At 51.6% G+C, this 14,430-nt stretch carries 15 protein-coding genes; 13 read left to right on the top strand and 2 right to left on the bottom strand.

The window, feature by feature from the left end:
* The 3 genes from ACW8F6_RS07775 to ACW8F6_RS07765 all read left to right on the top strand — a co-directional run bounded on the left by ACW8F6_RS07775 (position 1) and on the right by ACW8F6_RS07765 (position 2,934).
* Positions 1–1,236 carry a PepSY-associated TM helix domain-containing protein gene (locus tag ACW8F6_RS07775; RefSeq protein ID WP_491575286.1) on the top strand — a complete coding sequence of 412 codons (1,236 nt, stop codon included), beginning with the start codon at positions 1–3 and terminating at the stop codon, positions 1,234–1,236.
* 261 nt (positions 1,237–1,497) lie between these two features.
* Positions 1,498–1,983: a hypothetical protein gene (locus ACW8F6_RS07770; RefSeq protein ID WP_491575285.1), complete on the top strand. Its 486-nt coding sequence runs from the start codon at positions 1,498–1,500 to the stop codon at positions 1,981–1,983.
* Between the two features lie 117 nt (positions 1,984–2,100).
* On the top strand, positions 2,101–2,934 hold the full coding sequence (locus ACW8F6_RS07765; protein ID WP_491575284.1) for a hypothetical protein: 834 nt from the start codon (positions 2,101–2,103) through the stop codon (positions 2,932–2,934).
* A gap of 239 nt (positions 2,935–3,173) precedes the next feature.
* On the opposite strand, the gene ACW8F6_RS07760 is transcribed toward ACW8F6_RS07765, so the two are convergent.
* Together ACW8F6_RS07760 and ACW8F6_RS07755 are read right to left on the bottom strand one after the other, a co-directional pair.
* Positions 3,174–3,440 (bottom strand): hypothetical protein, encoded by a 267-nt coding sequence (locus tag ACW8F6_RS07760; RefSeq protein ID WP_491575283.1) that lies wholly within the window; start codon positions 3,438–3,440, stop codon positions 3,174–3,176.
* Between the two features lie 181 nt (positions 3,441–3,621).
* Complete coding sequence (locus tag ACW8F6_RS07755; RefSeq protein ID WP_491575282.1) at positions 3,622–4,737, bottom strand: site-2 protease family protein; 1,116 nt, start codon at positions 4,735–4,737, stop codon at positions 3,622–3,624.
* 154 nt (positions 4,738–4,891) lie between these two features.
* Here ACW8F6_RS07755 and ACW8F6_RS07750 point away from each other — a divergent pair, with 154 nt between their 5' ends.
* From ACW8F6_RS07750 to ACW8F6_RS07705, 10 genes are all read left to right on the top strand, one after another.
* Positions 4,892–6,985 carry a TonB-dependent receptor gene (locus ACW8F6_RS07750; protein WP_491575281.1) on the top strand — a complete coding sequence of 698 codons (2,094 nt, stop codon included), beginning with the start codon at positions 4,892–4,894 and terminating at the stop codon, positions 6,983–6,985.
* A gap of 506 nt (positions 6,986–7,491) precedes the next feature.
* Positions 7,492–8,961, top strand: a complete 1,470-nt coding sequence (locus tag ACW8F6_RS07745) for a metallophosphoesterase (protein WP_491575280.1) — start codon at positions 7,492–7,494, stop codon at positions 8,959–8,961.
* 1 nt (position 8,962) lies between these two features.
* On the top strand, positions 8,963–9,253 hold the full coding sequence (locus ACW8F6_RS07740; protein ID WP_491575279.1) for a hypothetical protein: 291 nt from the start codon (positions 8,963–8,965) through the stop codon (positions 9,251–9,253).
* Positions 9,254–9,310: 57 nt separating this feature from the next.
* Positions 9,311–9,814 (top strand): hypothetical protein, encoded by a 504-nt coding sequence (locus ACW8F6_RS07735; protein WP_491575278.1) that lies wholly within the window; start codon positions 9,311–9,313, stop codon positions 9,812–9,814.
* A gap of 121 nt (positions 9,815–9,935) precedes the next feature.
* Complete coding sequence (locus ACW8F6_RS07730) at positions 9,936–10,283, top strand: hypothetical protein (RefSeq protein ID WP_491575277.1); 348 nt, start codon at positions 9,936–9,938, stop codon at positions 10,281–10,283.
* A gap of 71 nt (positions 10,284–10,354) precedes the next feature.
* Positions 10,355–10,921, top strand: a complete 567-nt coding sequence (locus tag ACW8F6_RS07725; RefSeq protein WP_491575276.1) for a CBS domain-containing protein — start codon at positions 10,355–10,357, stop codon at positions 10,919–10,921.
* A 420-nt stretch (positions 10,922–11,341) separates the two neighbouring features.
* A complete protein-coding gene (locus tag ACW8F6_RS07720; protein ID WP_491575275.1) occupies positions 11,342–11,914 on the top strand; it encodes a hypothetical protein in 573 nt (190 codons plus the stop codon).
* A 41-nt stretch (positions 11,915–11,955) separates the two neighbouring features.
* Positions 11,956–12,429 carry a hypothetical protein gene (locus ACW8F6_RS07715; RefSeq protein ID WP_491575274.1) on the top strand — a complete coding sequence of 158 codons (474 nt, stop codon included), beginning with the start codon at positions 11,956–11,958 and terminating at the stop codon, positions 12,427–12,429.
* A 3-nt stretch (positions 12,430–12,432) separates the two neighbouring features.
* Entirely contained in the window at positions 12,433–12,855 is a 423-nt protein-coding gene (locus ACW8F6_RS07710; protein ID WP_491575273.1) for a hypothetical protein, read from the top strand.
* Between the two features lie 569 nt (positions 12,856–13,424).
* A complete protein-coding gene (locus ACW8F6_RS07705; protein ID WP_491575272.1) occupies positions 13,425–13,874 on the top strand; it encodes a GNAT family N-acetyltransferase in 450 nt (149 codons plus the stop codon).
* Positions 13,875–14,430: the final 556 nt, after the last annotated feature.

The raw sequence follows: 14,430 nt of genomic DNA, 5'->3' as shown, positions 1-14,430 counted from the left end.
ATGTTTGCTAAAACGCTAAAACGCAGCCTCATGCTGTGGGGCCGGCGCCTGCATTTGGCGCTGGCCTTTTTTACGTTACTGCCCCTGGTAAGCCTGTCGCTCTCCGGGTTGGCGCTGGTATACGCCCTGCCAATCGAAAAATCCCTGTGGCCCGAACACTGGCGTGTATCCACCCACGCGCAGCAGCCCTCACTTAACCGTGCGGTACAGGCGGTGGAGCAACACACCCAACAAACCGTAAACGCCATTTACCTCAACGGCGACAGCGAAGCCTGGCAGATGGTCTTGGCCAACGGTCAACAGGCCAACGTCGATCCAAACACCGGCGCGGTATTACGCCTGGGCCAAGCCGACGACTTTTTATACGGCTGGCTCATGCACTGGCACCGCCGCCTACTGACAGGCCCAGACTTACAACCCTGGGCAACTAATTTACTGTCGGCCAGCAGTCTAATCCTGATGGCCAATGTCATTATCGGGTTAGTCTTGTGGTTAACGCCCGGTGCGCGCCGCAAGCGCTTGCGGCTACGCACAAACTTGAAACCGCGCGCCTTTAACTACCAGTGGCACAGCCTGCCGGCAATTGTCTTGGCCCTGCCACTGCTGTTGGTGGCCATCACCGGCGTCAGTTTTCACTGGCCCGCCACCCTGCGCGCGCCGCTCACAAGTGCCCTGAATCAGCCCGTGCAGGGCCCAAATTTTTCCATGGCCACAGCGATGACACCGACCGAGGCAAACACCACCTTCGACTGGGACAGCGCCCGAGCGCTTGCAAATCAAGCGCTGCCAACGGCGGCAGTAAAGCGTCTTTATCGCGCTACCCGTGCCGAACAGCCAGTCAAAGTACGCCTGCAAATGCCGAGCGAATCCCACCCCTACAGCTGGGTTTGGCTCGACCCCAGCGGCCGACAAACTCTGGGCGTGTTTAACGCAGCCAACGCCAACACCGCCACCCAGCTTTGGAACCTGCGCTACAACATTCACATCGGCAACTTTGCCGGGCCACTGGTATTGGCCAGCTGGCTGTTAGTGGCCGCCCTGCCGTTGGTGTTACTTTGGACAGGCAGCAGGCTCTGGTGGCTGCGCCGGCGCGCGGGAGCCAGAAACAACCCGCCGAAAAACCGCGCCGTACAGTTTTCCTCACGCACAACAGCCCCGCCTTTGCGCCGAGCGCACACCCAACCCCAGCGGGTCCGGGCCGCAGCGCCCGCCCCAGTCACCACCAATCACGCATAAATTGCCATCGCACGGCAAGGGCTAAGCTGTGTATTGCTCGGCCTAGCGGTAAGTGTCTGACTACGAATAGAATAGCGACAGCCTGTCGCTATTCTTGGCGTCTAGATCATCCAATACGGGTATCGGCTTGATTTTAAAGCGTTAACGCGAAGGCGCCTAAAGCACCTTAAGGTGGATATGCGACAAGGTGTCGCAGTTAAACTGCGACACCTTGTCGCATAATAAAACTGTTAGGCATGACGGTACTATCGAGAAAAGTATATGGTATTAAGTAAAGATAAAGCCGGTATGAGTGTCATAATAGCTATTTTTCTAACAATTGCTTTGTTTGTTCATAGCTATATTCTATACGAAGGTGGGTTGACATTACTGGGTTTAAAAATGCATTTATATGCATCACCAATTTCAGCAATGCTGATATTTTTTGCTTATAGGATATACCGATCAATAAGGAATAAGTTATATGTCACTGAGTCTGAGATTTTGATAGACGATTTCGGGCCAGTAGCATTTTCTCGAAGTATTGTCGTCAGAGCATCTGTAAAGGAGCAAGTCATGCCGATGTCTGGAGTTAATCAGTGGCTTATATTGCATACCAAAAATGATAATGCTTTTATGAATCCGAAGGTTAAAAAGCTAAACAAGTTCATTGGTATAGGCGGCGTTCCAGTTTGTAATCTTTCTTTTTACAAGTGTAGCGCAAGCGATGTTGTCGCTAGTATCAATGCGTGGGTAAAAAATGCCTAACAATGCTATCGTAGGGACTTTTGTTGCTACGCTTCTTTTTGGGTGGCTTCGCCACTTTACCCCAAAAATCCACCACACAACAAAAGCCCCACATAGCGGCATTATCAGGATTTTGAGATGACTACAAAAATAGAGGGTAAAGTGGCAACGATTATTTGGATTGTTTTCATTGTTTTTGGGCTGTTTTTTTTAACCTCTTGTGCATCTAGGTTTCATAACAAAGAAACATCACCCAAAGCCAAATTTGTAGTCCCAAAAGGCAATCACATTGAGAACTTAGCGGCTCACGAAGTTGTTACAATTGAACCAATTGGTTCTGTTGACGGACTTCGCTCTCTGCCATTATGGATTAATCACAGTATCAATGAGCCGAACCCCAGCATTTATGACGGTATATTTTGGGAAATCGAACCGTGGGGAGAATACTTATATTTTTTAGCCGGAGACTATAAGACGAATGAAAAGGGGCTTCTTAAGTTTACGTCACCAACCACAAGTATCAGGGTCGAAGTTAGTTTTGAAGATGATGTGATAAAAGTCGCCAAATTTGACGGGGCACGCGAGCAGGACAGGGCGGAAAGAAACCAATTGGAACCCGACAAAATAAAAGATTCACGGCTCATTAATATAGAAAAAGTATCTAAAAATGTCACTTCGATCGACGGCGCATATGTCGGCAATGTTTCTCTTGGAAGCATTTTGCCTAAAAGCGCCACTGGTAGCGGTCGCTTAAATTTTATAAAGCAATCTAATCGAGTCGAGATAACAATGATCTATGAAGAGTTTAGAGAGCCTAAACGAACAATCGAATTTGAACGATATCTAAAAATACTTGTTCAAAGTAAAGATCCTACTCTAAGTATTGAAGATACCCTAAAAACTTTTAGTGATTTGATAGCTAAGTATAGCGATATGCCCTATATCCATGTTTCAGGCTCAACTAGAATGTGATGTATTAAGCCATTTAAAATTCTCACAAGGCAAAGTAACAGGGACTCGCTAACGCTCGCCCCTTTTTTCGGCGTTAGACAGCCAAGCACCTACGGATAAATTGAAGGCAGCTATGACTGAGTTGATATCAGCAATGTTGCCTTTATAGGCCCAAGCTCCGTTAGTAGAGCGCCCACTTGGTATACCGTTATGGCCAGAGTCACCCTTAAGTGTGCCGGGCAGCAATAGTCCCTCTTCTGTTAAATAGCGGCCGCGTACCCGCACGGTAAAAAAGTATCTGGCGTGCTGTTGAGCACAATACCTAATCGCCCTTTTTCACCCGCTATGGTGCTATCCCACAGAAACACGTTGAGGTGGCGCTCTAATCGCTTGGAGCCCGCAGACATTTCATCTGCATAGCCGCTGGCCTCCGCAGTTAATAAGCCAATAACGCAGATCCGCTGTTTCAGTCGCTCAAAGCCAACATCTTTTTTATCGATCACAACATGGCTGTATTCTTTAGCCATTGTGAAAATCCCTCTGATATTTTATGTCTTTACAAAAATAACTTGAGCCGCCGGCAAAAGGCACGCTCCGCGCGCCGCTATTGCTTCTGACCTTTCAAACCCGATCATGCCCACCGAAAAACACGGCCGCAAGCCAACCGCCTATGTACTGTGACACAATCTTTACCCCCTGCCACCCACATCAACTCTGCAAAATCTTCAACGGCAGCCCCAGCATGTCATCACCGGTGCCCGCAAAATACCAGATGATGGCCACAAAGCTGCCCACGGTAAGAAAGTACCATACACTGGCAAAAACCTGGCCGTAGCGATCAAGGGGTAACAGGTGACTTTGATGGCGGGTGCGCCATTCGGCAAGAATTTCAATCGTGCCGATGAGCAGCAGAAATCCGAGCAGTGCCAGCCCCAGGGTGTAGCTCAGCCATATGCCAAAAGCCGCCGCCGCGATGCACGCCACCAGCCCCACCACGCTGTTCATGGAAAAGCTCACGCTCTTGAGAATGTGGCCGCCATCCAGCGGTAAGATGGGCAGCAGGTTAAACAGGTTTAACAGTGAATTGAAGGCCGCCAGGCCGGCAAAAAAAACACTGCCCGTCAGCCAATACATGACCAAGCACAAGAGCGACATAAACAACCCAAACACCGGCCCCATAATGGATATCACCACGTCCTGCCAGCGGGTGTTAATTTTGCCGTCGGTGAGTGCCGCACCGCCAAAAAACGGAATCAAATAAATTCCCTTAGTGGGCATATTGAAATATTTCATGGCGCGAATGTGGCCGTACTCGTGAATCACCAAACAGGCAATTAACGCCAGCGCAAACTCGAGCGAAAACAACCAGGAATAGGCCGCCAAACTGGCACCGGCCAGGGCCACCTTGATGACCTTAGCGCTCTTGAGTAATTTAAGCCCCAACAGCCCCAGGCTCACCAAACTAAACTTTTGCTTTTGATCGGGCTCGCGCACTGGGTGCTGCTGCTCAATGTCTTTGGTATTGCGGCTGCCCGCCACCGCTGGTGCACCGTTTACCGTCACCGCGTACTGCAAACTAAAGGGCTGCCAGCGCAGATCGACCGTTAAACAACACGCCAGCGTGATCGCTTCTGCGGTGCTTGCCTCGGCATCCGCGGGTGGCGCGGCCTGCAGCTCAAAGCGGTGCTCAAACTCGCCGTCGGCCCGGCCGCTGGCCGCCAACTCCGACACAAGCTGGCCACCCCAGTACAACTGCTGCCAGCCCGCCATAGAGCCTTCTAAACGCAGTGATTGGCCCAACAACGCGATATTCAATAACTCCACACACAACTCCCGCACTAATCAACTTCAATGGCGGGGATTATGCCCGCTCTGCTCCAGCGTTAACACACTTCTCACAGCTGCGGCGCAGCCTGTTACCATAGCGACTTTTCAGTCAGCCTCTATGACGAACAACACAGCGAGTGCGGAAAGCCCCATGCGTATGCGATGCCTTTTTCCTCTTCCCTCAACACTTGCCTGCGCCCTGCTGGCATCGGTTGCTACAGCCCCCATCGCAGCGGTAGCCCAGGAATTGGAAACCCTCACCGTCACGGCCAGCCGCTCCGCCCACTCCCTGGGCGAAGTGCCAGCCAGCCTGTCGGTTATCGACACCTCGGCACTGACGCTGGTATCGGCCACCCACATTAGCGAAGCCCTCGCCCGCGTGCCCGGCGTTTGGATTGCGCGCGGCAATGGCCAGGAACACCTCACCGCCATTCGTTCGCCGGTATTGACCGGTGCCGGCAGTTGCGGGGCCTTTGCCGTTACCGAGCACGGCATCCCCGTGCGCGCCACGGGATTTTGCAACGTTAACCAACTGTTTGATGTCAACACAGAACAAGCCGAGCGCATTGAGGTTTTGCGCGGGCCTGGCACGGTGCTTTTTGGCTCGGATGCCCAACACGGCGTGATTAACGTTTTAAGCCCGGCGCCCGCCGATGCGCGGGCCACGCAACTGGGGCTGGAAGCCGGGCCCAATGATTATGCCCGCCTGCGCGTCAGCCACAGCGAGCGCGCCGGGCAACATGGCCTGCGCGTAAATGTAAATGCCGCTCACGACGGCGGTTATAAGCACGACGCCGGTTTTGATCAACAAAAACTGACGGCCCGCCACGACTACCAAGGCCAATCGCTTAATACCCGCACCCTCATCAGCGTGAATAATCTCAACCAGGAAACTGCCGGCTACGTGGTGGGAACTCACGCCTATAAAGACCGCCAACGCAAGCGCGAAAATCCCAATCCCGAGGCTTATCGCGACAGTCAATCGGTCCGCATTCAAACACAGTTAGAAGTGCCAATGACCGATGGCGCCAGCTGGTTGATCACGCCCTATGCCCGCCATACAGACATGACCTTTATGATGCATTTTTTGCCGGGCACCCCGCTGGAACAAAACGGCCATCAAAGTGTGGGGGTACAAAGTGCGTATTTTGCGCCGCTCAGCCAGGCGCTGGATCTGACGGCGGGTATCGATGCCGAGGCCACGCGCGCCTGGCTAAAGCAAACACAAACCAGCGGCTTCGGCGCTTTTCCAGCCGGCAAACACTACGACTACCGCGTACAGGCCCTGCTGGCGGCGGCATTTACCTCTCTCGATCTGGCCGTGAGTGAGGCCACAAACCTGAATGCCGGCCTGCGTATCGAAACTTTGCAATACGACTACGACAACCTGATGATCAGTGGCAACACCGCCGAGGATGGCGGCCCTTGCGTCAACAATTTTACCGGCGCGGTGGGCTGCCGCTACACTCGCCCGGATGACAGCCGCGATCGTTTTAGCAACGCATCGGTCAACCTGGGCGGCCTGCATTCACTCAACGAACACACCACCGTTTTTACGCGCTGGGCACTGAGCCACCGCGCGCCCCAGGCCACCGAGCTGTACCGTTTACAAAATGGACAGATGCACGCCAACCTGAAACCCGAAGCTATTCACAGTCTAGAATTTGGCGCGCGCGGCCAGTGGGCAACACTCAGTTACAGCGCCACCGCCTTTCACATGTACAAAACCCAGGTAATTTTACAATCGGCAGACAGGCTTAACATCAACGGCGGCAAAACCGAACACACAGGCATTGAATACGAACTGCAGTGGCAACTTAGTACCGCCTGGCAGTTAGGGCTAACGGGCACGCTTGCCGACCACCACTACCGCGCCAATGTCAGCGCGCCGGGCAGCGCAGACACACTGGCCACTGACGGCAATCGCATAGTATCGGCACCCTACAGCCAACAAGCGCTGCGCCTGAGCTGGGCACCCACCCAAGCAACCCACGCCGAGCTGGAATGGCTGGCCCTGGGCCGCTACTACACAGACCTGGAAAACAGCCACAGCTACAAAGGCCACAAGCTGTTGAATCTGCGACTAGAACACCAGCTAAGCCAAAGCGTAACGCTGGGTGCGCAACTCAAAAACCTCACCAATGCAGACTATGCCGAGCGCGCAGACTATTCCGTTTTTGGCGGCGATCGCTATTTTATTGGCGAACCACGCGCGCTGTTTGTGAACGCTCAGTGGCAATTTTAATTAGCCCTGCGCATTCACTAGTAACTACATTGACCACGGCCCGGTAGCCACCCCAGCGCGGGATTGCGTTTAATCCCGCGAACTATCCAATTCAAACCAAACCAAACCAAACCAAACCAAACCAAAAAGATGCTCACAGCAGCGCCAAGCCTTTGGGGATAGTACTGCTGTATTGGTAAGGGTTGACGCTAGTTGGTACGGAATTTCTCCAGTATCTATTCGCCCCCAAGCCAAATTCATTAACACCGCGATAACCTGGGCCCAGCACTGGCGCACCAAACTGCCGGGGTATTAGAAACGCCAAATGTGTTATTACAGGCCAATTTCTACGCGCTGTGCGCAATAGTGCACAGGTTCATAAATCTGCCCTATGTTTGCAAAATTACTGCGCTAGTGTTCCCCCGTTGTTCGGGCCATCGCATGCCAAATGCGGCGGTCAACATCACATTTCAGGTGGGTGCACCGCGCCCACCGACGCTAACAATGACAAATTTATTGGGGGCAATATGAAACTCAGCAGCTTTACCGGCGCACTGGCGCTGGCCTGCACTTTGTGTAGCGGCGCCAGCCTGGCCGATACCGTTACCTTTTCAAAACGCATTAGCAGCGGCGCCGATGATGTAGAAGAGCGCGCCAGTGGCTCTATGTATACCACCAGTTCAGACATAGAGCTGGTGTATGACGGTGGCGGCAATCAAACCATCGGCCTGCGCTTTCGCGACATTGCAGTGCCCCAAGGCGCCACGATTACCAATGCCTATATTCAATTCACCGTGGATGAAACCCATTCAACGGCCACCAGTGTCACACTGCGCGCAGAGGCCACCGACAGTTCGCCGGCCTTTAGCTCGGCGTCGTACAATGTTTCTAGCCGCAATACCACCAGTGCCTTCGTCAACTGGCAACCGCCGGCCTGGACTCAAGTGGGCGCGGCAGGCGCAGACCAGCGCACGCCCAATCTGAAAAACGTTATACAGGAAGTGGTTAATCGCGCGGGCTGGCAAAGTGGCAACGAATTATCGGTGATCATCACCGGCAGCGGCGAGCGCGTGGCGGAGTCTTACAACGGCTCTAGCAGCAAAGCGCCGCAGCTCACTATCGAATACGAAGGCGAAGGCGGCGGCTCGCCCGATGGCGTAAAAATCGCCTTCTTGGGTGACACGGGTGCGGGCAGCAACTTTCAAAGCGTGCTGAATTTAATTTCTCAAGAGGGCGCAGACCTGACGCTGGTGGCGGGCGATACCTCCTACAGCAGCAGCAAAGACGACAACTGGGATTCCATGGTGCGCAGCACCCTGGGCAGTCAAGACCCGGCGCTCATTGCCGCCGGCAACCACGATTACGGCGACAGCAGTTTTAACACCGTGCGCGCCTTAGGCCTAAGCCGGCTGAACAATCAGTCCGCCGTGCAATGCAGTGGCAACTACGCTGAGATGATGACCTGCCATATCGACAATGTGTCTATCGTGCTTTCAGCCATTGGCTCTGGCGGCAGCCGCAGCAGCCACGAATCCTACATTAGCAACAGTCTGAACAGCCTGCCCAATGGCAACTGGCGCATTTGCGCCTGGCATAAAAACCAGCGCAACATGCAGGTGGGCGGCAAGGGCGACGAAGTGGGTTGGACCGCCTATGAAACTTGCCGGCAACAGGGCGCCATTATTTCCACCGGCCACGAACACTCCTACTCGCGCACCCATTTGCTGAGCAGCATGAGCAGCCAACAAGTGGCCAGCACGGCATCTACCTTTACCGTCACCGAAGGCAAAACCTTTGCGTTTGTCTCCGGCCTGGGTGGCATCGGCACCCGCGACCAGGAGCGCAGTGGCAACTGGTGGGCTAGCATATACACCTCTACCCAGGGTGCGCGCTACGGGGTGCTATTCGGCACCTTCTACGAAGACAGAGCCGAGTTTTACTTTAAAAATATTAACAACGAAATTATCGATCAGTTCACTGTGCTAAAGGGCTACTAATATGAAAATTTTAATGCTAATCGCCTTGCTGTTTTGCACCGCGCCGGCACTGGCCGAGTGCGAGGCCAGCCACCTGGAAGGCCAGCACACAGCGCTGCAAAAACAAACCGCCCTAGACGGCGCCTGGGAAGAGGCCGCCGATATCTGCTACCCCGGCAAGTCGGAAAAGCTAGGCAGCCATTGCACCACCGTTGCAGATAGCACCGGCAGAAAGCAGTTTCAATGCACGCAAACCGTCACCTGCACCCTGTGCGGCGACGATCTAAAGCGCAAGTACGAAGCTATAGAGTAACCCCTTGCAGCGCGCCGGCCCCGGTGGGCGCGCTGCATTCTTCACGAGTCTGCCCTTATGAATGCAATCAACCTCATTGTCTGTGTGGCAACCGCCCTGTGCCTGGCCAGCGCGGTAACGGCAACCCCCGACACCTCATCCAACCCGCACGACCTGTTCAACAATGATCACGCCGCGCCCGATGCACACCAGCTTAAAGAGCAGCAAACAGTGCGCGCGCGCATGGCGGCCCTGCGCGACGGCGAAATCTATTCCTGCCAACTGATGTCCTTTAGCCACCAATGCCGCGAGTACCCAATACTCAAGGCCGAGCAAGACAAACTGGCCGCCCTTAAAGCAAGCTGCGAATCGCTGCCCAAGGCGCAACTGGTGAAGGCCCACTGCCCACAGGCAAACCAACTGGCGCAGTGCCAAAATATTGTGCGCAACCACCACGACCCGAAAACCCTGGTGTACAGCAACATCTACTACAGCGGTGAAAACAGCCCCTGGAATGCCCAGGAAGTGCAGCGCATTTGCACCGATATGGAAGGCGAATTAGTGTCGCTGCAAACGCCGTAAAGCCCTAGTGAACGTACAACCACCGGCCGGTTAAGTTTTGTTGCTGCACTTGAAAAGCGCAGGCGTTGCGCCCATTATCGGAACAGGCGTTTAACCCAATGCAGAGGCAGGTAACGCGGCCGTGGCCCACCAAAACCCCACCCTAACGCAACACCCCCTGTGGCACGCGGCCAACCGCGCAGCCATCAGCGGGCTGTGCGTGTTAGCGCTGCTGCTGGCTACCGCATTTCTCAACACCCACCCTGCACCCAACAACTCCAAGTTCACCGCATCGGTTTATGCCGAGCTGCTGTATACCGCCAGCCCCATAAAACCCACGGCCGAGGAAGACCAACCCACAGTCCCCGGCGAGGGCTTTACCCTGGGCCACCGCCAGCCATCGGCAACGGCCAACGGCCGCTACCAAGCACCTATTATTGCGCCAACCGGCGGCAGTTTTTCCATTCGCGCACCACCCGCACTTACCTGATACCCGTTTTACCCAACAGTATTTTTTATTCTGTGCAGCCAATCAGGCCTGCACGCACTCAGGTATTGCCCATGAAAAACATTCAGCTTAAACCCTTAAACAACCCCTTAGATATCGCCTACCCAGCCAAGCGCGGCCTGAGCCTGCGCTCACCGGCCCTGTCGCTGGTTAATGAATTCAATACACACACGCCTTGCGTGCTGGAACACACAACGCTGGTGCGCGACGCGCTGGTAATACTCCAACGCGAACACGGCGACTTTAAATTTGTGATAGACGCGCAGTCGCGCCTAACCGGCACGCTCAGCCTGGAACAGGTCACACTACAAAATCAATTGATCAAATCGGCCGAAGGCTACGACCTCAACACCCTAAGCGTAGCCGACGTCATGCTGCCACTCACCGGCCTGAAGGCAATCAGCATGAGCCAATTGCAGGGCACCACCGTTGAAAAACTACTGTCCACGCTAAGCAGCGCCGGCATTGAAACCTGCCTAGTAGTAGACGACCAAGAATCGGCCCTTGGCTACGTCTCGACACAGAGCGCCGCCCAAGCGCTCAACCTCCCCGTCAAAGCCCGCGCCCCAAAAAACCTGTTGGACATGGTTAAAGCCACGCACTTGCAACCTGTGCTCTAAGGTTTAACCAGCACGAAAGCTACCCCCCCGGCTGCCGGTGAACAGCGACAGCCGGGGGTATGTAATTCCCCACCATTGTCATCAGTTCAGCGCCCGCAGGGAAATAGCATGACCGTTTACACGCCACAATGTTTATCTGACCCCGACTAATTAGACAGCAGGCCAAATCGGAACGGCTTTGCCAGACTGTACATCTGCACAATCTGGCGGGATGGTTCCGACTAACAATAAATTGGAGGCCGTTCAATCCGTTTTTTGGCGCCTAAATCATTAAAGGCGACTGCTTCTTGACATTGAACAAAAAGCGTAGTGAAGTCCAATACTTCGATTGGACGATATGCGAGATGTGTGCAGTAGTTAACCGCAGCACATAGCCACGCAAACGACGGCTATAACTGAAAAACAAAAAAGGAATTTAATATGAATATTAAGATAGTCACTATTATAGCCATCTTGCTTTCTGGCTGCGCCAACCTTCAAAGCCCAAAAGAAACAAATATCGCAGTAAGCACCCTATTAGATGAAATTCAGATAGCCATCAATGAGATCGATGCTAGAACGGCGGATGGATCTGGTTTGCCTCCATTCAAAAATGCTGAAGTAAAGTTAACCACTAAAGCAAAAGTTTCTACCGAAGGTAGCGCATCGCTGGTACTTTCTGGAGAGAAAAGCAAAACCTATACAGATTCTAATATTATTACATTAGAACTTGTACCAAACCCAAGAGCAGTAGCAGAATCAACAAGCAAGAGCGCAGGCCACCAAATTGCCGAGTATGTTATAGCGTCGGTTACGGCAGTTGATAGAAAGGGATTTCTCAAATTAAATTCATTAACAGTGGAGGCAGGGTTAGAAGTTATTCAAGTGGCAGGTGGAGGTATTGAGGTGGAGTTAATAGGGGTTACTGTGAAAGGTGGTCGCAAAGGTGAGGCTACTGAAAGCAACACCCTAAAACTTGTTTTTGCCTATCCTACAGAAAAAAATCCAAAGTAGGCTACAACTAGGTACCGCAGCAGACTAAAAGGAATTTGCATATGGCTGAGCACTATTCACTAAAAGCAGGTGTGACATTGGACCCTGAAATAGAAAAGAAGGTCAAAAAGATAGCGGATGCATACCACAAACTCTCCAACAAAGGCATTGTAGTCACAAGCGGTACACGCACTGCCAGTAGCCAAGCATCTGCCATGTACGGAAAACTTTCAGGCGGAGACAAGCTCTCTGTTTATAGAGATCAGAAGGCCGCCAAAGAATTGCTAGACACCTACAACAACGGTGTTACATCGAAAAAAACAGAAGCTCAGATTCTGCAAGATATACAAGACAAAATAGATGATCAAATAAAAAGCGGAAAGTATATCTCCAAACATCTGAAAAAAGGCGCTGTGGACATTCGAAGTAGAGATATGACTGACAAAGACAAATTCAACTTTAAGAAGGCGGCAGCAGGTGTTGCAGCTACAGTTATATTAGAGACTACCCCTCCACACTTCCACGTACAGTTCTAAACTATGAAAATCACCCTCTCATTAGCCTTTTTGTTCTTGTCCATTTTGGTCGCTTGTGGGCAATCTGCCACCAGCGATACTGGCAGCAATAAGCCAACACTCGAATTACAAGGCAAAAGTATTGTTGTCAATTTTAATGGGCAGACCATCCCTAAAGCATTCTCCATTCAGACACCAAGCAATAACTGGTTTTACGTCGTAGACTCAACAAGCGGAATCAACCATGTAGGATCAAATTATTCAACCGGGAGATTTCAGCTGGATATAGCAACATTTAGAGCCACGCATTGGATAGACGGAGACCAGCAAGTAGGTTTAGTCTTTAACCAACCCGGTGATTACCTACTCTATTTCGCAGATAACCTAGAAACAGAGCCAGAGAATACAATCCATTATCAGAAAACGATTGGCATTGATACACAGTAGACGCCAAGATTGGTAGGCAAGGGTCAGGCGCACTGACCCAGAAGTTTCGATCGGTTTCATGCTCCATGCCTACAGGGCCACTTCTGAACGCCGCTAGTTCAAAAACAAGTGCACCAGATAAATCACCAAACCAACATTTCCACCGAACACCAAAGCAACATATTTGAACTAATGCATGATCGCCTGAATATCATTCTTCCATTAGCCCTTATACTTGCTCCGGAAAAATAACACCCGACATACTAAAGGGAAGAGAGCTTTCATCCGACCCAAGTGATAAGAATCACAATCTACTTGCGGTTACAGAAAATACTAGAATTGAAGATTTAGTAAATAGATAGACTTAGGTTGCTGATCGGATGTCAGAAATTAGGAGGATGTCAGAAATTAGGAGGATACCAGACGCATTATGATTGAGTATTTATATTCAGAAGAGCGGGAAATTCTTGTACACTGCGACGAAAAATTACAGAATTAGGAAAATTTTAATAGAAACGATGACGACAAACAAGCCAAGATAGCGCTGATAAACCGACGAGCATGCAGCGATCACCAGGTAACAACCCTATATGAACATTGAACCCTACGATAAACAAATTACCGATTCTATGTTGTCGCTTCTGTTGACGGGCGACCCTGATGAACGCAGGGTTAAAGAGTACCTGACGAGCGCATCGATCCTAATTGCCAAAGATGAGAATGAAGTAATCGGAATTTCGGTACTAGTAAGTACTAACGAAAATTTCGAACTTATAAACATCGCAGTTGAAGAGCGCCACCAGGGAAAAGGCATTGCCAAACGCCTTATTATGGCAACAAAGTCTCTCGCAAAGAGCATGGGCGCTAAAGAACTGCTTGTAGGCACCGGAAATTCAAGTCTCTCCCAACTGGCGCTGTATCAAAAATGCGGATTTCGCATGAGCTACATCAAGACAGATTTTTTCGCGACTTATCCGGACCCTATTTATGAAAACGGGATACGCTGTCTAGATATGGTAATTCTGCGCTCCAAGCTTTGACCCTCCACCCATTAGCTGAATAAGATAAAAATTAACAAACGCAATCCAATCAGCCTCGAATCGCTACGCTCGCGTTTGTTGCGGGCATGAATACTCCGAACGTTTTTAGCTTACTCCTACTAATAGATAATGTACTTTGCTACGAAGCACCACTCCTGGGGCCCCTTGCGCAGCGGTGAGCGGACGTCGGCTTTTAGGAGGCAATTGGGCATGGACGCCCAATTGAGCGACGATCAGGCAGGAGCCTGTTTTCGCGCCCCCTAAAATCCGACTGGAGCGAACAAACCCGCTAGGGCGCGTAGCCGGGGTACGTTTCTTTTGGTTCGTTTTCTTTTCGTATAAAAAGAAAATGAACAAGCTCCCATCATCCATGAAATTCTTGCGGGAAATATTAATCCCGACCTGAATCCGCAGCCCTACCCCCATCGTACATAGCAATACTGTACATTTGCACAGTCTAGCGGTAAGCATCCTGCTAACAATAGAATACCGACAAGCTGCCGTATATCCTGGCATCTAAATCATCAAAGAAGGATATCTTGTTGATTTAATTAGA

The sequence above is a fragment of the Simiduia sp. genome, assembly GCF_058345725.1.
The sequence above is the reverse complement of the archived record's forward strand: the minus strand, read 5'-3'. Positions and strand labels throughout refer to the sequence as shown.